The organism is Mycobacteriales bacterium, assembly GCA_040902655.1.
In the GTDB taxonomy this organism is placed as follows: domain Bacteria; phylum Actinomycetota; class Actinomycetes; order Mycobacteriales; family SCTD01; genus SCTD01.
The window spans coordinates 1-23,604 of the sequence record JBBDWV010000058.1 but is presented as its reverse complement, the minus strand read 5'-3'; the positions used below and the strand labels follow the sequence as shown (position 1 = coordinate 23,604).

General features: G+C 72.9%; 21 protein-coding genes and 1 pseudogene. 8 read left to right on the top strand and 14 right to left on the bottom strand.

Annotation, left to right across the window (positions count from 1 at the left end; all coding sequences use genetic code 11):
• Positions 1-7: 7 nt before the first annotated feature.
• Complete coding sequence (locus tag WD794_16760; protein ID MEX2291964.1) at positions 8-685, bottom strand: acyltransferase; 678 nt, start codon at positions 683-685, stop codon at positions 8-10.
• A gap of 57 nt (positions 686-742) precedes the next feature.
• Here WD794_16760 and WD794_16755 point away from each other — a divergent pair, with 57 nt between their 5' ends.
• The gene (locus WD794_16755; protein MEX2291963.1) at positions 743-955 is read left to right on the top strand and encodes a hypothetical protein; all 213 of its coding nucleotides are present in this window, start codon (positions 743-745) and stop codon (positions 953-955) included.
• A 13-nt stretch (positions 956-968) separates the two neighbouring features.
• On the opposite strand, the gene WD794_16750 is transcribed toward WD794_16755, so the two are convergent.
• Positions 969-1,844 carry an alpha/beta hydrolase gene (locus WD794_16750; GenBank protein MEX2291962.1) on the bottom strand — a complete coding sequence of 292 codons (876 nt, stop codon included), beginning with the start codon at positions 1,842-1,844 and terminating at the stop codon, positions 969-971.
• A 199-nt stretch (positions 1,845-2,043) separates the two neighbouring features.
• Between WD794_16750 and WD794_16745 the strand changes: the two genes are divergently transcribed.
• Positions 2,044-2,826, top strand: coding sequence for a M23 family metallopeptidase (locus WD794_16745; GenBank protein ID MEX2291961.1), 783 nt, complete (start codon positions 2,044-2,046; stop codon positions 2,824-2,826).
• A gap of 33 nt (positions 2,827-2,859) precedes the next feature.
• Here WD794_16745 and WD794_16740 read toward each other — a convergent pair whose 3' ends face one another.
• The 6 genes from WD794_16740 to WD794_16715 form a co-directional block, all read right to left on the bottom strand.
• Positions 2,860-3,231 (bottom strand): hypothetical protein, encoded by a 372-nt coding sequence (locus WD794_16740; protein MEX2291960.1) that lies wholly within the window; start codon positions 3,229-3,231, stop codon positions 2,860-2,862.
• 95 nt (positions 3,232-3,326) lie between these two features.
• Positions 3,327-4,337, bottom strand: coding sequence for a GTP 3',8-cyclase MoaA (moaA, locus tag WD794_16735; protein ID MEX2291959.1), 1,011 nt, complete (start codon positions 4,335-4,337; stop codon positions 3,327-3,329).
• 30 nt (positions 4,338-4,367) lie between these two features.
• Positions 4,368-4,712 carry a nitrite reductase small subunit NirD gene (nirD, locus tag WD794_16730; protein MEX2291958.1) on the bottom strand — a complete coding sequence of 115 codons (345 nt, stop codon included), beginning with the start codon at positions 4,710-4,712 and terminating at the stop codon, positions 4,368-4,370.
• Positions 4,709-7,261 carry a nitrite reductase large subunit NirB gene (nirB, locus tag WD794_16725; GenBank protein ID MEX2291957.1) on the bottom strand — a complete coding sequence of 851 codons (2,553 nt, stop codon included), beginning with the start codon at positions 7,259-7,261 and terminating at the stop codon, positions 4,709-4,711. Before nirB ends, nirD begins: the two co-directional genes overlap by 4 nt.
• A complete protein-coding gene (locus WD794_16720; protein MEX2291956.1) occupies positions 7,258-8,703 on the bottom strand; it encodes an FAD-dependent oxidoreductase in 1,446 nt (481 codons plus the stop codon). Before WD794_16720 ends, nirB begins: the two co-directional genes overlap by 4 nt.
• Positions 8,700-10,787 carry a molybdopterin oxidoreductase family protein gene (locus WD794_16715; protein MEX2291955.1) on the bottom strand — a complete coding sequence of 696 codons (2,088 nt, stop codon included), beginning with the start codon at positions 10,785-10,787 and terminating at the stop codon, positions 8,700-8,702. The genes WD794_16720 and WD794_16715 overlap by 4 nt, the downstream gene beginning before the upstream one ends.
• Positions 10,788-10,967: 180 nt before the next feature.
• On the opposite strand from WD794_16715, the gene WD794_16710 reads away from it, so the two are divergent.
• Both WD794_16710 and WD794_16705 read left to right on the top strand, forming a co-directional pair.
• Positions 10,968-12,098 (top strand): uroporphyrinogen-III synthase, encoded by a 1,131-nt coding sequence (locus WD794_16710; GenBank protein MEX2291954.1) that lies wholly within the window; start codon positions 10,968-10,970, stop codon positions 12,096-12,098.
• A gap of 149 nt (positions 12,099-12,247) precedes the next feature.
• Complete coding sequence (locus WD794_16705; protein MEX2291953.1) at positions 12,248-13,654, top strand: MFS transporter; 1,407 nt, start codon at positions 12,248-12,250, stop codon at positions 13,652-13,654.
• Positions 13,655-13,854: 200 nt separating this feature from the next.
• Here the strand turns inward: WD794_16705 and WD794_16700 are convergent, their stop codons facing one another.
• The 5 genes and pseudogenes from WD794_16700 to WD794_16680 form a co-directional block, all read right to left on the bottom strand.
• Positions 13,855-14,487, bottom strand: a complete 633-nt coding sequence (locus tag WD794_16700) for an MBL fold metallo-hydrolase (GenBank protein MEX2291952.1) — start codon at positions 14,485-14,487, stop codon at positions 13,855-13,857.
• A gap of 83 nt (positions 14,488-14,570) precedes the next feature.
• A pseudogene (locus tag WD794_16695) lies at positions 14,571-15,653 on the bottom strand (S-(hydroxymethyl)mycothiol dehydrogenase).
• Positions 15,654-15,684: 31 nt separating this feature from the next.
• Positions 15,685-17,448, bottom strand: coding sequence for a selenocysteine-specific translation elongation factor (selB, locus tag WD794_16690; GenBank protein ID MEX2291951.1), 1,764 nt, complete (start codon positions 17,446-17,448; stop codon positions 15,685-15,687).
• Complete coding sequence (gene selA / locus WD794_16685; protein MEX2291950.1) at positions 17,436-18,719, bottom strand: L-seryl-tRNA(Sec) selenium transferase; 1,284 nt, start codon at positions 18,717-18,719, stop codon at positions 17,436-17,438. The genes selB and selA overlap by 13 nt, the downstream gene beginning before the upstream one ends.
• An 18-nt stretch (positions 18,720-18,737) precedes the next feature.
• On the bottom strand, positions 18,738-19,244 hold the full coding sequence (locus WD794_16680; GenBank protein ID MEX2291949.1) for a hemerythrin domain-containing protein: 507 nt from the start codon (positions 19,242-19,244) through the stop codon (positions 18,738-18,740).
• Positions 19,245-19,638: 394 nt separating this feature from the next.
• Between WD794_16680 and WD794_16675 the strand changes: the two genes are divergently transcribed.
• The 4 genes from WD794_16675 (at position 19,639) to WD794_16660 (ending at position 22,981) form a co-directional block, all read left to right on the top strand.
• Positions 19,639-19,839 (top strand): hypothetical protein, encoded by a 201-nt coding sequence (locus WD794_16675; GenBank protein ID MEX2291948.1) that lies wholly within the window; start codon positions 19,639-19,641, stop codon positions 19,837-19,839.
• Positions 19,840-19,886: 47 nt separating this feature from the next.
• The gene (locus tag WD794_16670) at positions 19,887-20,090 is read left to right on the top strand and encodes a hypothetical protein (protein MEX2291947.1); all 204 of its coding nucleotides are present in this window, start codon (positions 19,887-19,889) and stop codon (positions 20,088-20,090) included.
• 124 nt (positions 20,091-20,214) lie between these two features.
• On the top strand, positions 20,215-22,095 hold the full coding sequence (locus WD794_16665; GenBank protein ID MEX2291946.1) for a hypothetical protein: 1,881 nt from the start codon (positions 20,215-20,217) through the stop codon (positions 22,093-22,095).
• Positions 22,096-22,108: 13 nt separating this feature from the next.
• Positions 22,109-22,981: a hypothetical protein gene (locus WD794_16660; protein ID MEX2291945.1), complete on the top strand. Its 873-nt coding sequence runs from the start codon at positions 22,109-22,111 to the stop codon at positions 22,979-22,981.
• A gap of 19 nt (positions 22,982-23,000) precedes the next feature.
• Here WD794_16660 and WD794_16655 read toward each other — a convergent pair whose 3' ends face one another.
• Positions 23,001-23,183: a hypothetical protein gene (locus WD794_16655; protein MEX2291944.1), complete on the bottom strand. Its 183-nt coding sequence runs from the start codon at positions 23,181-23,183 to the stop codon at positions 23,001-23,003.
• Positions 23,184-23,604 lie beyond the last annotated feature (421 nt).

The following is a 23,604-nucleotide window of genomic DNA, read 5'->3' as shown; positions in this document are numbered from 1 at the left end:
GGCCTGCTCAGGCGGCCGGCTCCCCCGGTGCGCCCTCATCGGCGGCGGAGGTGTCCTGCGCCTCAGCACGACACTCCGGTGCCGCGACCAGCTTCGGGCAGACGCAGCCCCAGGCGTCGTGCCACGCGCGCCGGCAACCGGGCGGGTACTCCAGCGCCCGCACCACCCGGGCCGGGTTGCCGGCGACCAGCACCTCGTCCGGCACGTTCCGTGCGACGACGGCGCCGGCGGCCACGACGACCCGCTTCCCGACGGTGACACCCGGCAGGATCATCGCCCGGGCGCCGACCCAGGTGCCGTCGCCGATGTGCACGGGCGCCTCGACGTGCGGGCGGCCCTCCACCCCGTGGCTGTTGCTGTCCATGATGTAGACCTCGTTCGCGAGCGCCACGTCGTCACCGATCGTCACCTCGAGGACCGACAGCAGGACGGTCCCGCAGTTCACGAAGACACGGTCGCCGATGCGGATGCGGCCCCAACCGCTGATCAGCGTCTGTCGATGGCCGGACCACACCTTGAAGTCGTCGCCGATCTCGAGGTCCGTCGCGTCCACTTTCGGCCGCCCGAGCACGATCGCCTTGCGCCCCACGGCCGCCGCCCTGCGCAGCGACCACTTCGCCTTGGCCCGCTGGCGGTACTCCGCGGCGTACCACTGCGCCTCTGTCCTGCGTCGCTCCAGGTCCACGGCCGAGGAGAGTACGCGCAGCGCCTGTCGCGGCTCGACGACCCTAGTCTGGGGCCCGTGGAGTCCGGGGACGCGCAGGCCGAGGACGTGCAGTGCTCGGCGAAGGGCTGCCGGAACCGCGCACACCACGTCCTGGTCTGGAACAACCCGAAGCTGCACACCCCGGACCGCGAGAAGACGTGGGCGGCCTGCGACGAGCACCGCCAGCCGCTCGCCGACCACCTGGACATCCGGGGCTTCCTGCGGCGCGTCGACCCGCTGCCCGGCTGACGACGTCGACTGGCTAGGCCGAGCGGCGGCCTCTGTCGCCGGCCGTCCCGAGCGCCCGCAGCAGGGCGCCCGTGAAACGTGCCGGGGCGACCGAGCAGGCGTCGTGGTCGGCGTCCACGAGGACCGGAGCGACTCCGAGGGCGGCCGCCAGCGCCCGTTGCTTGCCCGGTGGCACCAGCCGGTCCCGCGTCGTGACGACGACGCTGCGCGGCTGTGGCAGCTCGCCGGCCCAGTCGGTGCTGTCGAAGCGGCCCAACTCGCGGCCGGCTTCGGCCAGATCGACCGCACTGCCACGGGACAGCTCCGAGGCGACCCAGCTGCTCTCTCTCGACCGGGCGCCCGCCAGCCGCATCCCGGTCCGCCACGTCCCCTGCGGGAACAGCCCGAGGAGCAGCCGGAGCGCGCCCATCGTGCGCCAGAACGCCTTCTGCCGCGGGTCGCTCCAGTCGAGGGCGGTCGCGCACAGGACGAAGCCGTGCACGTGCTGCGGGTGCCGGCGGGCCAGCAGCTGGGTCACCGGGCCGCCCATCGAGTAGCCGACCACGACGGTGGGCGGCAGGCCCAGGGTGGCCAGCACGCCCGCGGCGTCATCGGCGCAGTCGGTCAGCCGGAACGGCACGCCCGGGCGCAGTCCGCGGCCGTGGCCTCGCAGGTCCATCGCGAGCACCCGGTAGCCCGCGCGCTGCAGCGGCCCGTAGGTGTGCAGCCAGTTGAGGTCACTGGGGAACATCCAGCCGTGCACCAGCAGCACCGGCTGCCCGTCACCACCGGAATCCCTGATGAAGAACTCACCGCGGTCCGGTACGAGAACGATCCGGCCGGGCGGCAACGGCAGCGGCGGAACAGGAGCGGGCGGGTCGCCCGGGACGGTTCGGGAGCGCGCAGGCATACGCGTAGTCTGACCGGTTCCGGCCCCCGCTCGCGCGGCCCGCCGGCTCCGGCCAGGGCGCGGGCGTCCACCGCGTGTACCGCTGGGCCTGCTGATCGTCCTGAAACGCCGGTCGTGACCGGTTCGTCACTGTTCCGTGATCTGGTCCGGCTTGGTACGGTGCGGGTCAGCCCGCCGCCGTCGTTCTGGGGATCTTGTCTTGCTGCACGCCAAGCCGGCGCCCGGCCTGCGCGCCCGCGCCCTGCCGGCTCTGCTGCTGTCCGCCAGCGCAGCCGCCTTCGGCGGACTGGCCGTGCTCGCGCCCGAGGATGCGCCGGGGGTGCTCGCCTACGCCAACATCCCCGTGACCGAGCTGGCCGCCGAGGACGCCGCGGCACGCGACGACCGGGCATCCCGCTCCCGCCGGATCGATGTGGCCGAGACACTGGCGCAGGCAGGGGGCGAAGCAGCGGTCAAGGCGGAGGCTGCGGCGAAGGCCGAGGCGGCGGCCGAGGCGAAGGCGAAGGCGGCCGAGGAGCGTGCGACGGCCGCCAAGGAGAAGGCCGCGCAGGAGAAGGCCGCGCAGGAGGCTGCCGCTTCCCGGGCAGCCCGAGGGAGCAGCGGGACCTGCCCGGTTCCGAGTGCCAGCTTCACCGACACCTGGGGTGCCCCGCGCTCCGGCGGGCGGAGCCACCGGGGCACCGACCTGATGGCGCGGTACGGCGCACCGGTCTACGCCGTCGCGAACGGCACGGTCCGCACCGCGTCGAGTTCTGCCGGCGGGATCTCGCTCTACCTGCGGGCCACCAACGGCGAGACCTACTTCTATGCCCACAATTCCAAGAACATCGCCAGCAGCGGTGAGCGGGTGGAGGCGGGGGAGCTCATCGCCCGTGTCGGCACCAGCGGCAACGCCCCGGCCAGCGCGCCGCACGTCCACTTCGAGCGACATGTCGACGGCCGCTCGATCAACCCGTACCCGTTCCTGCGCCGCATCTGCTGAGCCAGCCGGCGGCGCCCCGGCCGAGCGACGCCGTCAGTGGCGGAAGCCGCCCAGGAACCGGCGGAAGACGCCGCCCTCCGGCGGGAGCGGCGGAGCGCTGGGCGGCGCGGTCTCCCTGCGACGTGCCACCGGCCGGTCGTAGTCGGTGTGCCAGATCGCCTCGACGACCTGCTCCTCGGTGAAGTCCTCGGAACCCGGGATCGTGGGCACGAAGCCGCGCAGCATCCCGTCGGCCATGACTGTGGCCTCGAGCCCGGCGCTGCCGTCCGAATCCCAGACCGCCTCACGACCGTCCGGCAGCGTCACGACGACGCCGAAGTGGTAGACACCGGCCTTCTTGAGCGAGGCGGGTACGCCGTGGTTGCGCAGGCCCTCGACGACGCGCCGGGCGCGGTTCTCCTCCATGGCCTGTGACAACGCGCGGCACGTCGGCCTTGTGCCCGCGCGGCCGGACCCGCCTTCTCCAGCGTCCCGCGGCTGTGCACAGCCGGCCCTGCGGCTCAGCCGCCGATCGCCGACATCGGCCGGTCCGGCTGGACGAAGCCCGGCTCGCCGATGCCGTGGCCCTGCTTCTTCCCGGCGACCGCTGCGCGCAGCCGCTCGGCCAGCTCGTCGTTCCCGGCCCCGTCCCGCAGCGCCGTCCGCAGATCGGACTCCTCACGGGCGAACAGGCAGTTGCGCACCTGGCCGTCGGCGGTCAGCCGCAGCCGGTCGCAGGCCGAGCAGAACGGCCGGGTGACCGAGCCGACGACCCCGACCGTGGCCGGCCCGCCGTCGATCAGGAACTCCTCGGCCGGTGCGCTGCCACGGTGCTCGACCGGCGTCAGCGACCACCGCTCGCCCAGCCGGGCCAGGATCTCCTCGGCGTCCAGCATCGTCGCCCGGTCCCACCCGTGCTGCGGGTCCAGCGGCATCTGCTCGATGAAGCGGAGCGCATAGCCCTGTCCGAGCGCCCACTCCAGCAGGTCGGCGGCCTCGTCGTCGTTGACGCCGCGCATGAGCACGGCGTTGACCTTCACCGGCTCGAGCCCCGCGGCCTTGGCGGCCGCCAGCCCCGCCAGCACGTCCGGCAGCCGGTCCCGGCGGGTCAGCTCGGCGAACCGTTCGGGTCGCAGGCTGTCCAGACTGATGTTGACCCGTCGCAGGCCGGCGTCCCGCAGCGCCTGCGCCTGGCGGGCCAGCCCCAGGCCGTTCGTGGTCAGCGACAGGGCGACGCCGAGCGAGGCGAGGCGGGCGATCAGCCCGGGCAGGCCGGGACGCAGCAGCGGCTCGCCGCCGGTGAGGCGGACCGTCCGGACACCCATCCCGGCGAGCACGCCGACCAGGCGCACCAACTCGTCGTCGGTCAGCAGTTCCGGCTTGGCCAGCCAGTCCAGGCCCTGGGCGGGCATGCAGTAGGTGCAGCGCAGGTTGCAGCGGTCCGTCAGGGACAGCCGCAGGTCGGTGTGCACGCGGCCGAAGCCGTCGACCAGCGGCGCCCTCACCGGGACGTCGATCAGGGGAGCCTTCACCGGGGAAACTCTACGTCGCAGCCGCCGGACCTACGCGCTGAGCGCCCGCGTCAGGAGGGCGACCTCGACCATGCCGTTCCGCACGCGTACCTCGTGGACGGCCAGGCGCACCTCGGGGTCGTCGACGCACTCCCCCGTGGCCAGGTCGAAGACCTGCTTGTACACCGGACTGGCGACCGTCGACCGGTCGCCGCGGCTGCCGACGATGCCGCGGGAGAGCACCATCGCCCCGCTGAACGGGTCGTGGTTGGAGACCGCGTGCAGGTCGCCGTCCGCGGTGCGGAAGACGGCCACCTGCTCACCGTCGACCAGCGCGGCGACCCCCCGGTCGACGGGCAGCCGGGAAGCCGGGCAGATCGATCGGAAAGCGCTCATGAGCGCACCACCTCCAGGACAGGACCGGCGACGAGCGGCTTCTCGTCGGGACGTGCAGGACGGATCTGGCCGCGTTCCTCGACGAACGCGATGCTCGGGTCGGGAACGTCCGGGGCGTTCACGAAGGATGTGAAGCGGGCCAGTCGCTCGGGGTCGGCGAGCGTGTCGGCCCACTCGTCGGAGTAGGTCTCGACGTGCCGCGCCATCGCCTCGTCGAGCTCGGCGCATAGGCCGAGGCTGTCGTCCACGACCACGGCCCGCAGATGCTCCAGCCCGCCGTCCATCGACTCGATCCACGGGGCGGTGCGCTGCAGCCGGTCGGCGGTGAAGACGTAGAGCATCAGCACCCGGTCGATCGTGCGGACCAGGGTGTCGGTGTCGACGTCCTGCAGGAACAGGTCGGCGTGCCGCGGACGGAAGCCGCCGTTGCCGCCGACGTAGAGGTTCCACCCGCTCTCGGTGGCGATCACGCCGAAGTCCTTGCTGCGCGCCTCCGCGCACTCGCGGGCACACCCGGAGACGCCCATCTTCACCTTGTGCGGGCTGCGCAGCCCGCGGTAGCGCAGCTCCAGCTCGATGGCCAAGGTCGTGGAGTCCTGCACTCCGAAGCGGCACCACGTCTGCCCGACGCAGGACTTCACCGTCCGCAGCGACTTGCCGTACGCGTGGCCGCTCTCCATTCCGGCGTCGACCAGTCGCTTCCAGATCGGCGGCAGCTGTTCCACCCGGGCACCGAACATGTCGATGCGCTGACCGCCGGTGATCTTCGTGTAGAGCCCGAAGTCTTTGGCCACCCGGCCGATCACGATGAGGTGCTCGGGGGTGACCTCGCCGCCGGGGATGCGCGGGACGACGGAGTACGTACCGTCCTTCTGCAGGTTGGCCAGCATGTGGTCGTTGGTGTCCTGCAGGGTGCCGCGCTCGCCGTCGAGGACGTAGCCGTTGTCCAGGCTGGCCAGGATCGAGGCGACGGTGGGCTTGCAGATGTCGCAGCCGCGCCCACGGCCGTGCTCGCTCAGCAACCGACTCCAGCTGCGGATGTCCTTGACCCGCACGACCTCGAACAGCTCGGCGCGGCTGAGGTCGAAGTGCTCGCACAGCGCGTTCGAGGAGGTCACGCCGAGGCCGTCGAGCTCGGTCGCGACCAGCTCCTTGACCAGCCCCACGCAGGAACCGCAGACGGTCCCGGCACCGGTGCAGCCCTTGACGGCGGCGACGTCACGGCAGCCACCGTCGGTCACCGCGGCGCAGATCTCGCCCTTGCTGACGTCGCGGCACGAACACACCTGCGCGGACCCCGGCAGCGCGGCGGCGCCGACCCCGACCGGCCCGCCGGCACGGTCCGGGAGAACGAGGTCGGCCGGGTTGCCGGGGATCGCCGCGTCGCTGCCGGCCAGCGGTCGCAGCACCGGATAGGCCGAGGCGTCCCCCACCAGGATGCCGCCGAGCAGATGCCGGGCGTCGTCACTGACCACCAGCTTCTTGTAGACGCCGGCGACCGGGTCGGCCCAGACCAGCTCCAGCGCGCCGGGGGTGACGGCATGGGCGTCACCGAAGCTGGCGACGTCGATGCCCATCAGCTTCAGCTTGGTCGACATGTCCGCTCCGGTGAACGCGCCGTCCCCGCCGAGCAGCCGGTCGACGACCACGGCGGCCTGGTCGTAGCCGGGAGCGACCAGACCCCAGCAGCGGCCGGCGGCGCTGGCGCACTCACCGACCGCGTAGACGTCCGAAGCACTGGCCATGCAGGCGTCGTCGACCAGGACGCCGCCACGCTCGGCAACCTGCAGCCCGGCACTGCGGGCCAGCGCGTCGTCCGGGCGGATACCCGCGGAGAAGACGACCAGGTCGACCTCCAGCGGCTCGCCTTCGGCGAACACCATCCGCAGCGTGTCGCCGGTCTCCTCGATGCGCTGAGTCGACGCACCGGTCCGCACGTGCACGCCGAGCTCCTCGACGAGCCGGCGCAGCGCCTGCCCGCCGGCCTCGTCGACCTGCACCGGCATCAGCCGCGGGGCGAACTCGACGACCGTGGTGTCCAGCCCCAGGGACCGTAGGGCGTCGGCCGCCTCGAGTCCGAGCAGCCCACCGCCGACCACCGCACCGGTGCGTGCACCGGACGCCGCGGCCCGGATCCGCTCCAGGTCCTCCAGCGTCCGGTAGACGAACCGGTGCGCTCCGGTCGCACCAGGCACCGGCGGGACGAAGGCGGTCGAGCCGGTCGCGAGCACGAGCGCGTCGTACGCGGTGACGTGGCCGGACCGGGAGGTGACGGTGCGGGCGTCGACGTCGATGCTGACGACGCTGTCGTCCAGCCGCAGGTCCAGCGCCGGATGGTCGAAGAATCCGTCGCGGACCAGGGACAGCTCGTCGGCCGTGGTCCCGCGGAACCACGAGGACAGCCCGACCCGGTCGTAGGCCGGCACCGGCTCGGCCGCGTGCACGACCACGTCCCAGCCGTCCGCGATCAGGCCGCGTTCTACGGCGAGCTCGACCAGGCGGTGGCCGACCATCCCGTGGCCGACGACGACGAGGGTTCTCCGGGTCATGCGCTTCTCCTTTCCGGGACGAGCACGGGTGTCGAGGGGGTCGTCTCGACCAGGCGCCGGACCGAGGGGGTGCAGCTGCCGCAGCCGGTGGTGGCCCGGGTGGCGCAGGCGACGTCGGCGACCGTGCGGCAGCCGTCGGCAGCGCAGCTGCGGACGGCCGCGGCCGTGACCGCGTTGCAGGTGCAGACGACGGCGTCGTCGGCCAGGTCCTTCGCGTCGACCTGGCCGGCCCGGCCGACACCGGCGAACAGCAGGTGCAGCCGGTCGGCCGGCAGCGGTGTCGCACGGTCGAAGGCCTGCGTGACGGTCCCGGCGCTGGACAGGTCGCCGAGCAGCAGGGCGCCGGTCACGACGCCGTCGCGCACCACCACCTTCTTGTAGACGTGCCGCGCCGGGTCGGTGAAGGTCAGCACCTCGAGGCCGTCACCGGAGTCGGCCGGCTCCGGTGCCTTCTCCCCCATGGCGGCGACCTCCAGGTCCATCGCCTTGAGCCGCGTGACCAGCCGCGAGCCGGTGTAGGACGCGGGGCGACCGGTCAGCACGTCGGCGAGCACGGCGGCCTGCTCCCAGGCGGGCGCGACGAGCCCGTAGACGCTGCCGCGGTGCTGCGCGCACTCCCCGAGGGCGTAGACGTGCGGGTCGCTCGTGCGCAGCATGTCGTCGACGAGCACCGCCCGGTCCACGGCCAGGTCCGACGAACGGGCGAGATCGACTTGCGGGCGGATGCCGCAGGCCAGCACGACCAGGTCGCCCTCGACGTGCCGCCCGTCGCCGAGGCGCAGCCCGGTGACCGACCTGCCGCCGGTCACACCGGCGGCGAACGCGCCGAGATGCACGCCCACACCGAGTGACTCCACCGCCCGGCGCAGCACCGCTCCACCGGCCGGGTCCAGCTGCACCTCCATCAGGTGACCGGCGCCCTCGACCACGTCCACCTGGAGTCCACAGGCCAGCAGCCCCCGGGCCGCCTCCAGCCCGAGCAGACCGCCACCGACGACGATGGCCCGCCTCGCCCGGCCGGCTGCAGCGGTGATCGCCTCGCAGTCGTCCAGCGTCCGGAAGACGTGGACGCCCTGCAGGAGACGTCCGTCCGGCCCGGCGATCCCCTGCACCGGCGGGACCAGCGCGGTCGAGCCGGTGGCCAGGACCAGGGCGTCGTACGGCGTGCTGCTCCCGTCGTCGGCGTGCACCCTGCGTGCGGCGCGGTCGAGCCGGGTCACGACGGTGCCCAGCCGCTGCACCACGCGGTTCGACACCGCGGTCAGGGCGATCTCGTCCTGCCGGCGTTTTCCGGCCAGCACGTCGGACAGCAGGATCCGGTTGTAGGCCGGGCGGTTCTCCGCACCGAAGACGGTCACCTCGACCTGGCTGTCGCGGCGGACCAGTTCGTCGACCAGGCGCGCGCCGGCCATCCCGTTGCCGACGACCACGACGCGCGTCACCGGGCGGCCTCGACGAGCCGGTCGATCCGCGCCGCACAGGTCTTGAACGACGGCATCTTCGACACCGGGTCCAGGGCGTCGCTGGTGAGCAGGTTGGCCCGACCACGACCGGCCCAATGGAACGGCACGAAGACGGTGTCCGGGCGCAGCGTGTCCGTCAGGCGCGCCCGCACCACCGCCTCGCCGCGCCGGGTGCTCACCCGGACCCGCTCGCCGTCCTGGACCTCGAGCCGTTCGGCGAGGAAGGGGTGCACTTCGACGAACGGTGCCGGTGTCGTGTGGTTCAGGGCGTCGATGCGCCGGGTCTGCGCGCCCGACTGATAGTGCGCCGCCACCCGCCCGGTCGTCAGCAGCAGTGGCCAGTTTGCGTCCACCGGCTCGACCGGATCCGGCTGTTCGACCGGGACGAAGCGCGCGCGGCCGTCCGGCGTGGCGAAGGCGTCGAGGAACAGCCGCGGAGTGCCCGGATGCCGCTCGTGTGGGCAGGGCCAGTGCAGCACCTCACCCGCCGCCAGCCGGTCATGGCTGATGCCGGCGTAGTCGGCCGCCCCTCCCGCGCTGGCCCGCCGCAGCTCGTCGAAGGCCGCAGCCGGGTCGGTGGGGAACGCCGCCGTCGAGCCGAGCCTCCCGGCCAGTCCGGCCAGCACCTCCAGGTCGGTACGGACGCCGGCCGGGGGGTGGAGCGCGCGGCGACGCAGCAGCACCCGGCCCTGCAGGTCGGTGGTCGTGCCGCCCTCCTCTGCCCACTGGGCCACCGGCAGCACGACGTCGGCCGTGGCGGCGGTCTCGGAGAGCACGACATCCGCGACGACCAGGTGGTCCAGCGCCGCCAGCCGCTTCTGCACGTGCCCTGCGCGCGGCGCGCTGACCAGCGGGTTGCTGCCCATCAACAGCAGGGCCGACGGTCCGTCCGGCGTGCCGAGGGCGTCGAGGAGTTCGTACGCCGACCGGCCGGGGACGGGCAGGTCGTCCGGGTCGATGTCCCAGACGGCGGCGACGTGTGCCCGCGCCGCGGGATCGTCCAGTCGGCGGTAGCCGGGCAGCTGGTCGGCTTTCTGCCCGTGCTCACGACCGCCCTGACCGTTGCCCTGGCCGGTCAGGCAGCCCCAGCCCGAGCCGGGCGTGCCGGGAAGCCCCAGCGCCAGCGCCAGGTCGATCCAGGCGCTGACGGTGTCGGTGCCGTGCGCGTGCTGCTCGGCCCCGCGTGCGGTCAGGACCAGCGCCCGGCCGGCCTCACCCAGCAGCCGTGCCGCGGTCCGCAGGTCCGGCTCCGCGACCCCGGTCAGCCGCTCGACCCTCGCGGGCCAGTAGGCCGAGACCGTCCGACGTACCGCCTCCCAGCCGGTGGTGCGCGCGGCGACGTAGGCTTCGTCCACGAAGCCCGACTCGATCGCGAGGAACAGCAGGCCGTTGGCGAGTGCGAGGTCGGTGCTCGGCTGCGGCTGCAGGTGCAGCGTGGCAGCGGCAGCGGTGGGTGTCCGCCGGGGGTCGATGACCACCAGGTTGCCGCCGGCGGCGCGCTGGCGGGACAGGTGCTGCACGACCGGCGGCATCGTCTCCGCGAGGTTGCTGCCGACCAGCACCACGCAGTCGGCGTCGGCCAGGTCGCTCAGCGGGAAGGGCATCCCGCGGTCCAGGCCGAAGGCGCGCAGCGCGCCCGCAGCGGCACTGCTCATGCAGAAGCGGCCGTTGTAGTCGATCTGGGACGTCCGCAGCACCACTCGCGCGAATTTGCCGAGCAAGTAGGCCTTCTCGTTGGTGAGCCCGCCACCGCCGAAGACAGCCACGGCGTCGGCCCCCCGCTCGGCCTGCGCCCTGCGAAAGCCGTCGGCAGCGCGGTCGAGCGCCTCCTCCCACGTCGCCTCCCGCAGCCGGCCGTGTCGGCCGTCCCGGACCAGCGGGTCGGACAGCCGGCGCGGCGAGTCCAGCAGGGCGGCCGAGGTCCAGCCCTTGTGACAGAGCCCACCGGGGCCGGATTCGACGACCGCTCCCCGATCGACCGGGGTCAGGGTCATGGCGCACTGCAGCGCGCAGTAGGGGCAGTGGGTGGAGGTCGTCGTGGACGGCAGCAGTGAGGAGGGCACGGGACGACCGTGCAGCAGGCGGATGCCGCGCTGGTGTCCCGCGTGTTCCGGTCAGGTGACGAGGTGCTCATCCTCCGGCGGGCGCGTCGTGCACCGTCCGGTGACACCGGGTGGAAACACCGCGGCAACCTGCAGCGAAGACACTGGCGGTGCACCACAGACCGCTCAGGGAGGACGGCTTTGACCGAGGCGACCACCGATGCTTCACCCCTGGCGGGCTTCACGGTCGCGGTGACCGCTGCCCGGCGGCGGGAGGAGCTGACCTCGTTGCTGGTGCGGCGGGGTGCCCGGGTCGTGGAGGCGCCGGCGATCCGCATCCTGCCGACGCACGACGACGAGGAGCTGCTCGCCGTGACGCGGGCCTGCGTGGCCACTGCCCCGGACGTCGTGGTCGTGACCACCGGCATCGGTTTCCGTGGCTGGATGGAGGCGGCGGACGGCTGGGGGCTCGGGGAGTCCTTGCGGGCCTGTCTGACTGTCGCCGAGCTACTCACCCGCGGGCCCAAGGCCACGGGCGCCGTCCGCGCTGCCGGCCTGGCGGAGACCTGGTCCCCGGCCTCCGAGGCCACCGACGAGGTGCTGGCCCGGCTGCTGGCCAAGGGGGTGCAGGGGCGGCGGGTGGCCGTGCAGTTGCATGGTGAGCCGCTGCCTGAGTTCACCGCGGCTCTGCGCTCGGCGGGCGCCGACGTCCTCGAGATCCCGGTCTACCGCTGGCTTCCCGCCGAGGACATCCGCCCGCTGCGGCGTCTCGTCGAGCAGGTCGTGGCCGGAGCCGTCGACTGCGTCACCTTCACCAGCGCACCGGCCGTGGCCAGTCTGCTCACCACCGCCCGCGAGGACGGCCGCGAGGGCGCGCTCGTCCAGGCGCTGACCGGGCCCGTGCTGGCGGCGGCCGTCGGACCGGTGACCGCCGCACCGCTCGAGCGGCTCGGCGTACCGACCGTGCAGCCGGAACGGGCCCGGCTCGGGGCGCTGGTGCGCACGGTGGTCGAGCAGCTGCCGGCCCGTCGCACCCGGACGGTCCAGGCGGCCGGTCACCGACTCGAGCTGCGCGGCCACGCGGTGGTGGTCGACGGTGTCCCGGTCCAGTTGACCGCGCGGCAGACGGGAGTGCTGGCGGCCCTGGTGGACAGTGGCGGCCGGGTCCTGTCGCGGCCGGAGTTGCTACGCACCGCCTGGCGTGACGAACCGGCCGACGAGCATGCCGTGGAGATGACCGTCGCGCGGCTCCGGACGGCGCTCGGACCCGCAGGCGCCGTCGTGCAGACGGTCGTCAAGCGCGGCTACCGGTTGGCGGCCGTCGACGCCTGACGCTGGCCGCCGCACAGTGCGGACGGGCCGCTGTGAGCAGCTGGTGACCGCACGTCCTCCTGAAGGCGACCGGGTCGCAATCACGACTCCTTAGCGTCCGGGACGACACCGAGCGGCGCCGCCGCCATCGCCTTCCTGCAGGAGTTCTCGTGAGCGTGCCCGCGCGCCCCGTACCCAGCGACATGGCCGATCTCGGCAGCACCGCTGTCAGGACACCGCTGACCGAGGACGCGCTGCTGCAGCGCCGGGCCTCCCGGTGGATCGACCGCTGGGAGCCCGAGGACCCGCAGTTCTGGTCGGCCGTCGGCGCCCGGACCGCGAAGCGGAATCTGGTCTTCTCGATCCTGTCCGAGCACGTGGGCTTCTCCGTCTGGGTGCTGTGGTCGGTGATGGTGCTGTTCATGCCCGAGCCGGTCTGGGGCTTCACCGTCACCGACAAGTTCCTGCTGACGACGACACCTGCGCTGGTCGGCGCCTTCGTCCGGCTGCCCTACACGTTCGCTATCGCCAAGTTCGGCGGCCGCAACTGGACCGTCGTGTCGGCCCTGCTGCTGCTGGTCCCGGCGCTGCTCGCGGTGGTTCTGCTCCAGCCTGGGGTGTCTCTTGCGACGCTGCTCCTGGTGACGGCCGTCGCCGGGGTCGGCGGCGGCAACTTCGCCTCGTCGATGGCCAACATCAACAACTTCTATCCGCAGCACCTCAAGGGGCGGGCGCTCGGTCTGAATGCCGGCGGCGGCAACCTGGGCGTCGCCGCCGTGCAGGTGGTCGGCGCGCTGGTGCTGTTGGCTCACGGGCCGGACACCGACCCGCGGGTGATGCTCTACCTCTACATCCCGCTCGTCGTGGTGGTGTCCGCACTCGCCTGGTCCCGGATGGACAACCTCACCGTGGCCACCAACGACCGCGGCGCCATGCGCGAGGTGAGCCGGCACCGGCACACCTGGATCATCTCCCTGCTCTACATCGGGACCTTCGGCTCGTTCATCGGCTTCGGCTTCGCCTTCGGACAGGTGCTGGCCGCCGCGGGCGCCGACCGGCCGATCTACTACGTCTGGCTCGGTGCCTTCGCGGGCTCACTGATCCGCCCGGTGGGCGGCCTGCTCGCCGACCGCTACAGGGGCTCCACCGTGACCTTCTGGAACTTCCTTGCCATGACAGCGGCCGCGACCGTGGTGCTGGCCGCGGCGAGGTCGGACTCCATCCCGCTGCTGGCCTGCTCCTTCACGGTGCTGTTCGCGCTCACCGGCATCGGGAACGGCTCGGTCTACAAGATGATCCCGGCGATCTTCCATGCCGAGACGATGGGGAGCGTCGCGTCCGGCGGCGGACGGACGAGTTCACAGGACCGCCGGCTGGCCAGTGCACTGGTCGGCCTCGCCGGGGCGGTGGGCGCGTTCGGCGGGGTGCTGGTGCAGATCGCGTTCCGCGAGTCGTTCCTGGCCTACGGCGACGGCACCGCGGCGTACGTGGTCTTCATGGCCTTCTACCTGGCCTGCGCGGCCCTCACCTGGGTGGTCTACCTGCGGCCGTCGAGCAGGCGCCTCGTCGGCGTCTGACGCGCCGACACGTCCGGGCTCCCGGCGATGTCCGGCCGGCCGTGCGGAGCCGGGCCCGACAGGTCAGGCCGCCGTCACCGGCCGGTGATCAACGCCGGACTTCCTCACATACGCGACGCCTGGAAAGTGCGTAAGTCCGGCGTTGATCACCGCGACAGCCCGGCGGCGGAACACGTCCTGCTGACCGCTCAGGCGCGCAGTCAGCCGTCGATCTTCTTGACCCACTCGTCGTACGAGGGGGCCTCCGCGCGGACCGTCGTCTCGTCCCCGTGCCCGGTCAGCACCCGGGTCTCCGGCGGGAGGGTGAACAACCGGGTCCTGATCGAGTCGAGGATCGTCGGGTAGTCGCTGTAGCTGCGCCCGGTCGCCCCCGGCCCGCCGGAGAAGAGCGTGTCGCCGCTGAAGACGACGCCGAGATCGGGCACCGACAGGCAGACGGCACCGGGCGCGTGACCGGGGGTGTGCAGCACGTGCACACGTGTGCCGGCGACGTGGAGCACCTGACCCTCGCGCAGCGGGCCGTCCGGTTCGTGCCGTGAGTGCACGAGGTCCCACAGGACCCGGTCGTCCGGGTGCAGCAGAACCTCGGTCGTCAGTCGCTCGGCGAGCTCCGGTGCGTAGCGGACGTGGTCGTCGTGCGCATGCGTGCAGGCGACCGCCACCACCGTGCGGTCGCCGATCGCGGCCTCTATCGCCTCCGGGTCGTGCGGCGCATCGATGACGAGCACCTCGTCGTCGTTGCCGAGCAGCCACACGTTGTTGTCGACCGCGAAGGTCTGCCCGTCGAGGCTGAAGGTGCCGCTGGTCACGAGGTGCTCGATACGCGCGGCCATCAGAGCCCGGTCCCTTCCTCGCGTGCTTCCAGCACGGTCCCCTCCCCGCGTGCTTCCAGCACGGTCCCCTCCCCGCGTGCTTCCAGCACGACCACGCTTCGCAGCACCTCACCCCGCTCCATCCGGTGGAACGCCTGCTCGACCTCGTCCAGCGCGATCCGCTCGCTGACGAAGGCGTCCAGCGCGAAGCGGCCCTGCAGGAAGAGGTCGATCAGCAGCGGGAAGTCGCGGGTGGGCAGGCAGTCGCCGTACCAGGAGGACTTGAGGGCGCCACCGTGGCCGAAGAAGTCGATCAGCGGCATCTCCAGCCGCATCGACGGTGTCGGCACACCGACCAGGACGACGGTGCCGGCCAGGTCGCGGGCCTGGAACGCCTGCTGGTAGGTCTCCGGGCGGCCGACCGCGTCGATGACCACATCGGGGCCGAAGCCGCCGGTCAGGTCGCGCAGCGCCTGCACCACGTCACCCGTTTCCGCATTGACGGTGTGCGTCGCGCCGAAGCCGGTGGCCCACGCCAGCTTGCGGTCGTCGAGGTCGACCGCGATCACCTGTCGCGCGCCGGCGTAGACCGCACCCGCGATGGCCGCGTCCCCGACCCCACCGCAGCCGAGGACCGCGACGGTGTCGCCCTGCCGGACCGGCGCGGTGTTCACCGCCGCACCCCAGCCGGCCATGACCCCGCAGCCGAGCAGACCCGCCGCGGCCGGATCGGCCCGCTCGTCCACCCGGATGCAGGCGCCCTCACCGACCAGGGTCTTCTCCGCGAACGCGCCGAGGCCGAGCGCCGATGTCAGTGCGGTGCCGTCCTTCAGGGTCATCGGCGAACCGGAGTGCCGGCTGTCGAAGCAGTACCAGGGCCGGCCACGCCGGCAGGCGCGGCACTCCCCGCAGGGTGCCCGCCACGCCAGCACGACCCGGTCCCCAGGTGCCACGGCGGTCACCGCGTCACCCACGGTCTCGACCCGCCCAGCGGCCTCGTGGCCGAGCAGGAAAGGGAAGTCGTCGTTGATGCCACCCTCGCGGTAGTGCAGGTCGGTGTGGCAGACCCCACAGGTCTCCACCCGCACCACCACCTCGTGCGGCCCCGGGTCGGGGATCACGATCGTCTCCACCGTCACCGGTGCGCCCTTGGCCAGGGCCACGACTCCACGAACTTCCTGGGGCATGAGGAACCTCTTCTCGTCGGAGGTGCCGACGCTAGCCTCCGCGCCGGACCTCCCGCAGGCGGTCGTCCACCCGACGCGTCCAGCCACGGCCGTCCAGGTGCTCCAACAGGGGTACGGCGACCCGCCGCGTGGTGCCCAGCGCCTGTCGCGCAGCGCTGAGGGTGAAGGGCTGGGGCAGGCCGGCGAGCACCCGCATGGCGCGGGCCGGGCCGTCCGGGAGGAGCACGACGTCGCCGCCGATCCGCAGCAACCGGCCGGCGCGCTCGGCGGCAGCCAGCTCGCGCGGCCCGAGACGCAGCGCGTCCAGGTCCGGCGAGTCGGCTGCGGCAAAAGGGTTTTCCTTCAAGCGGGCTTCGAGCTCAGCCACCGCCGCCTCGGCCACACCCAGGCTCGGTGTCGTGCCGGGACGCCGCAGCCGGCCGGCAGCGGCCTCGAGCCCCGCGGCGGCCAGCAGGCCCGGCAGCAGGCGGGCGTCCGGGAGCGCGAGTGCCTGCCGGGCAGCCTCCGCGGGCAGACCGGCCTCGAGCGGTGCGGCCGCGGCGTGGGCGTCGACGGCTCGCGCCAGCCCGGCGGTCCAGGCCTGCCACTGCCGGAGGTCCACCAGCCAGTCCCCCTCGACCCGGACCGCCGTGAGGTCGTCCAGCGGTACGCCGAGCGACGCCAGCTCCGAGCTCCGGACCGCTCCCCGGCGGGCCACCTCGGCGGCGAGGTCAGGCACGCCACCGGCTCCCGCCAGGGTCTGCGCCCGGTCGGCGGCCGCACCGCGCCGGCGTAGCTCCGGCGGGTCGACGTCGAGCACGAGCACGCCCGAGGTGACCGCCTGCGCACCGGGGTCGCGCAGCAGCGCCCGGTCACCCGGGCGCAACGGCAGCGGCCGGTGCAGCACCAGCCGGGCGGTGTCCTCGCCGAGCGGCCGCACCCGAACCGCGACACCGGTCGAGCCGACGTGCAGCACCAGTTCCGACGGCATCGAGCGGGGATCAGCCGTGAGGCGGACGTCCATCCCCGCCGTCTCGCGCCAGGCGCCCGGCGTGAGCAGCGTGTCGCCGCGCACGACCTCCTCCCGCTCCAGACCGCGCAGGTTCACCGCGACGCGGGCCACCGCCGGCACCTCGTCGTACGACGCTCCGAGACTCTGCAGCCCACGTACCCGGACGCTGCGACCGCGGAGCTGGAGCTCGTCGCCGACCCGCAGGGTGCCGGCGGCGAGCGTGCCGGTGACGACCGTTCCGCTGCCGCGGACGGTGAACGAACGGTCCACCCAGAGGCGAACCGGTGAGGTCGTGTCCGGTGCGGGCAGCGTCGCGACCAGCCGGTCGAGCGCGGCGCGGAGGTCCTCGACGCCCTCGCCGGTCACGCCCGACACGGCGACCGCATCCACCTCCCCGAGGCTGGACCTCCGTAGCTGCGTCAGCGCCTGGTCGGTCGCCGGACCGGGATCGGCCAGGTCGCTGCGGGTGACGGCGAGCAGTCCGGCGGTCAGCCCGAGGGCGTGCACCGCGGCAAGGTGCTCGCCGGACTGGCGGCGCCAGCCCTCGTCGGCAGCGACGACCACGAGCACGGCCGGCGCCGGACCGAGGCCCGCGAGCATGTTGCCGATGAACCGCTGATGCCCCGGCACGTCCACGAAGCCGAGAACCTGCTCGGACGGCAGCTCGGTCCAGGCGTACCCGAGGTCGATGGTCATGCCACGCCGGCGCTCCTCCGCCCACCGATCCGGTTCCATCCCGGTCAGGGCGCGGACCAGCGTGCTCTTGCCGTGGTCGACGTGACCGGCGGTGGCTACGACGTGCATGCGCGTACGGCCGCGGCCAGCCGTTCGTCGTCGGGCTCGGACACGCAGCGCAGGTCCAGCAGGCAGCGGTCCCGCTCGACCCGGCCGACGACGCAGGGGTCGCCGACACGCAGCCGGACGGCGAAGGCGGCGGGCAGCGCGACGGCCCAGCCGGGCAGCACCTGCCCCGGGGCGCCCCCGCCGCCGACTGCCCCGGCGCTCGCGACGACGTGGCCGCCGACCAGCTCGGCCAGCCGGTCACACCGCGCCCGCAGCCGCTCCGGATCGGCCGTCAACGCGGCCCACGTCGGTGTCAGCGGACCACGCAGCGTCGCCTCCAGCGCGGCCAGCGTCAGCTTGTCGACCCGCAACGCACGGGCCAGCGGGTGGCGACGCAGCCGCTCGACGACATCCTCGCGCCCGAGCAGCAGGCCGGCCTGCGGGCCGCCGAGCAGCTTGTCCCCGCTGGCGGTGACGACGGCGGCGCCGGCCCGGAGCGCGGTACGCGCGTCCGGCTCGCCCGGTAGCAGCGGGTGGGGGGCGAGCAGCCCGCTGCCGACGTCGGCCACGACGGGGGCGCCCAGCCGGGCCAGCTCCTCGACCTCGACCGAGCTGGTGAAGCCCTCGACCCGGAAGTTGCTCGGGTGCACCTTGAGCACACAGCCGGTCTCAGGACCAACGGCGTTGGCGTAGTCCCCCAGGTGCGTGCGGTTGGTGGTGCCGACCTCACGAAGCCGCGCTCCGGTGCTCGCGATGAGGTCGGGGAGCCGGAAGCCGTCGCCGATCTCGACCATCTCGCCGCGGCTGACGACCACCTCCCGGCCGGCGGCCAGCGCGGTGGTGGCCAGCACCAGTGCGGCGGCGCCGTTGTTGACGACCAGCACGTCCTCGGCGTCCGGCACCGCGTCGCGCAGCGCCGCCAGCGCCCCGCGTCCCCGCCGTGCACGGGAGCCGTCCGCGAGGTCGTACTCCACGTCGACGTAGCCGGCCGCGGTGGCCACCGCGTCCACCGCCGCGGCGGACAGCGGTGCGCGTCCCAGGTTGGTGTGCAGCACGACCCCGGTCGCGTTGAGCACCGGGCGCAGCGTCGTCGCGCGGAGCGGCAGGGCGGCTACGGCGGCGTCGACCACGCTCTCCGGCGCGAGCTCCCCCGTACGCGCCAGTGCCTGGGCCTGCAGGACGGCCGCCTTGACCAGTTCGACACCGAGGCGGCCGAGCGCCTCGGTGAGCCGCGGGTCCGCGAGCGCGACGTCGGTGCGGGGCACCCGTCGCCGCGGATCGTCAAGGCTCACGCGGACGACGGTACTTCCCTAGGGCGTATGTTCCTCGACGTACTCCTCCGGATCGGGCTCCTCGCGGGACAGCCCCCTCGTCCCCGCGTGCTGCTGGAGGAAGTGCACCCAGCGCATGCCGAGGTCCCTGCGCTTGTCCGCCGGCACGTCCTGCCTGAACGGCGGCAGGACGTCGCTCTCCTCCTCGCCCAGATGATCGACCGTCGCCTCACGTGCGTCCCGGAAGGCCTGCCACCAGGCATGGCTGCCCACCTCGTGGTCGTCGACCTTGCGGGTCGCCTCCCTGATCTCGTTGTGGTCCTTGACCGCGTGTTCGGTATCGCCCTCGCTGTCGTCCACCTCGGAAAGCAGTTCGGGGTAGAAGATCTGCTCCTCCCCCGCTGCGTGCACCTCCAGCCGCTCGGACAGGTCGCGCCAACGGCCTGCCACCTGCTCTGGATCGGTGAGCTGTCCAATCTCGGTGAAGGTGCGCCGGAAGGCGTCGTGCTCGGCGAGTATCAGAGTGGTGATGTCGATGTCGGCCACGGCCGCCCCATGCCCCGCAGGGCGTCAGGTGAAGCACCTGCCCGATCGGGGCCGCGGGCGAGGGATGTCACTCACATGAGGTGCACGTCGTCCACATGAGGTGCACGTCGTCCCGGGGCGGCCCGCTGTCGCACAGGACAGGGCAACCTTGCGGGTGAGTGAGATTGCGCGTCGCCCTCCCGGGCAGGAGTCGTGCCGTGAAGGAGCAGCGGCGCGTACGAGGCCAAAGCCGTTCCCGGCGTCGATGAACCGGGGCGACGGGCATCGGTTGCAGCCGACCTGAAGTCTGGTCCTCTCGTCCGACAAACGGCGCCGCTTCGCCGCAGCAGCACGTCCGGATCCGTCAGGCGCGGTCCACCCGGTCCGCGCCCGCGCCCGACCAGAAGGAGAAACCATGAGCGACCAGCCCGGTCTGTCCGCCGAAGAGCTCGAGCACGCCTCCGGCGAGCAGCTCCCCGACCGCGAGCAGATGTCGCTCGTGAATGCCAACATCGCCGTGCCGGTGAACGCCGCCGTGGCCGCGAATGTGCTCTCCGACGGAGCCATCGCCTACGCCGACGCGGACCAGGTTGCCGACATCGACCAGGGGAACTGACCCCGGCGATCAGACCAGCCGTTCCATCAATCTCTCGAGGAGATGTCATGACTGACACCAACGCAGGTCTTACCGACGCCGAACTCCAGGCGCAGGGCGGCGAGCAGCTGCCCGACCGTGAGCAGATGTCGCTCATCAACGCCAACCTGGCCGCGCCCGTGAACGCCGCCGTCGCGGCCAACATCCTGTCCGACAACTCGGTGGCCTACGCCAACGCCGAGCAGGACGTCACGATCGACCAGAGCAACTAGCCACGACCGCCCGGCGATCTCGTCGGGCCCGACGAACCGGACCGCGGGACCTGCCGACCAGGCAGGTCCCGCGTGTCGTCTGCCCCGGCGGCAGGCGCACACCCGGCGTCCTCCTGGGGAGACCATGACCGTCACGCAGGAACGGCCTGTCGACGAGCGTCCGATGATCGGATGTCCGGCGCGCCGACACACCCGGACGATTCCGCCTTCCTGTCCGGGAGCCGAGGCCGGCCCGCCACGGCTCGCCGACGGCGTCCAGTTGCTCGGCGAGTACGCCGGGACCGGCTACCGGACACCCCAGTACCTCGCCCGTCGCCCGGGCGGACAACTGGTGCAACTCTCGATGCTGCTGCACCAGATCGCCGAGCAGTGTGATGGAACGCGCACTCCGCAGCAGATCGCCTCGGAGGTCAGCGCGACGTACGGCAAGACCGTCAGCGCCGACAACGTGCAGGCTCTGGTGGACAAGCTGCGACCGCTGGGGATCCTCGCCGCCGCCGATGGTTCCGACCCGGAGGTGCAGGAGTCCGACCCCCTGCTCGGGCTCCGGCTGCGGGCCCGGCTGCTCACGCCGAAGGTCGTGCAGCGCCTGGCGGGCGTGGTCCGGCCGGTGTTCTGGCCGCCGCTCGTCCTGGCCGTGGTGGCGGGGTTGCTGGCGGTCGACGTCTGGCTGTTCTTCCTCCACGGCGTCGGTGCGGGGCTGCGCTCGACGGTGGAGCAGCCGTTCGTCTTCCTGCTCGTGGCCGCCGTACTCGTCGTATCGGCGGCCCTGCACGAATTCGGCCATGCTGCCGCCTGCGCGTACGGCGGCGCGCGGCCGGGGGGCATGGGTGCGGGCATCTACGTCGTCTGGCCGGCGTTCTACACCGACGTCACCGACGCCTACCGGCTGGACCGGCGGGGCCGGCTGCGCACCGACCTCGGGGGCGTCTACGTCAACGCCATGATCGTTGTCCTGGTGGCATTGACCTATGCGGCCACCAGGTACGAGCCGCTCGTCCTGATCTGCTTCCTGCTGCAGCTTCAGGTCCTGCAGCAGATGCTGCCCTTCCTGCGGCTGGACGGCTACTACGTCGTCAGCGACCTCGTGGGCGTGCCCGACCTGTTCCGGCGCATCGGCCCCGTCCTGCGTTCTGCCATCCCGTTCCGTGCCACCGAGCCCGAGGTCGCCGAGCTCAAGCCCTGGGTGCGCCGCGTCGTCGCGGGTTGGGTGTTCGTCCTCGTCCCCGTCCTGGTGCTGAACCTGGGCTACTTCCTGCTGGCCGCTCCGCGGATCGCGGCGACCAGCTGGGACTCCGGCGCTCGGTTCGCCGGCCAGCTGATGTCCTCCGGGGGCACCGTCGCCGTCGTCGCAGCCGCCCAGCTGATCCTGTTGTTGCTGCCGATCGTGGGCATCAGCTACACCCTCAGCAGGGTTGCTCGGCGTGGTGCGGCCGGCGCCTGGCGCTGGTCGGAGGGTTCGCCGGGACGCCGGCTCGGCGTGATCACCGGCGGAGCTGCGCTTCTCGTCTCGCTCGCCGTCGCCTGGTTCCCCGACGGCCGGCTGACTCCCTACCGCGACGGCGAGCGGGGGACGGTCCAGCAGCACGTCGGGGAGCTGTCCACCCTCGGAAGGGGGGCACCGCTGCTGCGCTCGCCGGGCGACGCGCAGGAGCCGCTGCCGGCCGTACCTGAAGGCAGCTCGAGCGTGCTCGGCACCGGCGACGCGGCAGATGCCGGCACCGACGGATCCTCGCCCGACGGCGCCGGCGACGGCGCGACCACCGACGGCGGCCAGCTGCCGGCGCCCGCGGTCTCTCCCACCACCGGCAGCTCGTCGGGCACGGCGTCGAGCAGCCCGTCGGACAGCACGCCGAGCAGCGCACCCGACAGCAGCGGGGCGACGACAGGCGGCGCGACGACGCCGGCGAGCGAGCCGCAGACGGTCGACGCCGCTCCGTCGCCGGAGCCGACGTCCGGGACCACGAGCAGCGCCACGACCGCCGAGCCGTCACCGGCCGGCTGACCAGGAGGACCCGATGCACCGCCCACACCTGTCCGCACCCCGGCTGCGCGCCGCGTTCCACCGGCCGGCCGTGCTGGCCACGGCTGCCAGCCTGGCGCTGGCCGCGCTGTTGGTCGGCGGGCTGGCCGTCGGCCGCATGCTGGACGGCCCGCTGGACACGCTCAGCACCGCGGACACGGCGAGCTCACCCACCCCGGCCGACGGGACCGGCACCACCTCCGGCGGGGACGACAACACCGCCGTCGCGGTGAACACCAGGGACGGCAGCACGGTGTACGCCGTGCGCCTGAAAGTCGTCATCACCGGTGCGGCCACCGTCGATGCGGGCAACGCCGCTGTGGCCGCCGCGTCCTGCAACGACTGCCAGACCGTCGCGATCGCCCTCGAGGGCGTCATCGTCACCGGTGACGCCGAGGTGATCGCTCCGGTCAACCTCGCGCTGGCCGTCAACTCCGACTGCTCGAACTGCCAGACGCTGGCGTACGCCTACCAGAACCTGCAGACCGTCGACGGCAAGGTGCGCCTGACCGGCGCCGGTCGCCGTGGCATCGCCTCGTTGCGTCAGCAGCTCAACACGCTGCGGAACTCCGGGCTGGACATCCTGCAGGTCAAGGCAGAAGTGGACCGGATCGCCGGTGAGTTCGCCGGCATTCTGGACACCGAGGTCGTGCCGATCGGGCCTGGGGCAGCCACCGCCCCACCGCACCAGAAGGACGGGCAGAGCACACGCCGGCCCGCGACGGAGCCGGCGCCGGCGCCGCAGGAGGCCGGACCATCGAGCCCGGAGCCGGAACCGGCGTCGCCGAGCCCGGAGCCGGCACCGACGTCGCCGAGCCCGGGACCGGCCGAGGCCAGCCCCAGCACCTCGGCGAGCGCCGCGGCATGACGAACGTCGGCCCGGCGGCTCAGAGGTAGAACGTCCCCTTCGGCGTCGAGCTGACAGGGGCAGTGGACGTGGGTGCCGCCGGCTGCTGGAGAAGTCCCTCGAGCAACTGCGCGCTCTGCGTCTGCTCGGCGGACATGGCCTTGCGCATCATCAGCAGATGGACGATGTCCGGGTTGTCCCCACCACTCACGCTCAACGACATGTGGCCTCCACACTGTGCAACTGGTCGTTCAGGGCTGGCTGCCCTCACGGGTTCATCGGCGTCCCGCGATGCGGATCTGGAGCCCGATCGGGTGAACCCCGCCGTCCGCTGCCGCTGTGCACTGGCCGACCTGCGTCCGAGCGGACCCGAGATCCCAGCACCCGCTTGGTCGGACGCCACGCGAAGCGGCGGACAACAGCGGCCCGACGCTGGTTCTCGGTGCCAGCAGCGACTGCTCCGGGCACAGGCTTGGCACCGAGATGAATCGAGCAGCCGAACGAGCAGCACCCCGGACGCACGCTACGGCCGACTGGTTGCCGTCCGAGGGCGCGAGATCTGGCGGTTGAGCTCCAGCGTGTGTGGTGCGCGGTACTGGTAACCAGCAGAGTTCCTATCCGGTCGAATAGCTCACAGCTGATGT

Bases quoted from the DNA above. Each gene is read 5' to 3' on its own strand.
- WD794_16675 (MEX2291948.1), top strand. From the start codon at position 19,639: ATGAGCGACCAGCCCGGTCTGTCCGCCGAAGAGCTCGAGCACGCCTCC.
- WD794_16665 (MEX2291946.1), top strand. From the start codon at position 20,215: ATGACCGTCACGCAGGAACGGCCTGTCGACGAGCGTCCGATGATCGGA.
- selB (MEX2291951.1), bottom strand. From the start codon at position 17,448: ATGCACGTCGTAGCCACCGCCGGTCACGTCGACCACGGCAAGAGCACG.
- WD794_16740 (MEX2291960.1), bottom strand. From the start codon at position 3,231: ATGGAGGAGAACCGCGCCCGGCGCGTCGTCGAGGGCCTGCGCAACCAC.
- WD794_16655 (MEX2291944.1), bottom strand. From the start codon at position 23,183: ATGTCGTTGAGCGTGAGTGGTGGGGACAACCCGGACATCGTCCATCTG.
- WD794_16750 (MEX2291962.1), bottom strand. From the start codon at position 1,844: ATGCCTGCGCGCTCCCGAACCGTCCCGGGCGACCCGCCCGCTCCTGTT.
- nirD (MEX2291958.1), bottom strand. From the start codon at position 4,712: ATGAGCGCTTTCCGATCGATCTGCCCGGCTTCCCGGCTGCCCGTCGAC.
- WD794_16660 (MEX2291945.1), top strand. From the start codon at position 22,109: ATGCACCGCCCACACCTGTCCGCACCCCGGCTGCGCGCCGCGTTCCAC.
- WD794_16700 (MEX2291952.1), bottom strand. From the start codon at position 14,487: ATGGCCGCGCGTATCGAGCACCTCGTGACCAGCGGCACCTTCAGCCTC.
- nirB (MEX2291957.1), bottom strand. From the start codon at position 7,261: ATGACCCGGAGAACCCTCGTCGTCGTCGGCCACGGGATGGTCGGCCAC.
- WD794_16670 (MEX2291947.1), top strand. From the start codon at position 19,887: ATGACTGACACCAACGCAGGTCTTACCGACGCCGAACTCCAGGCGCAG.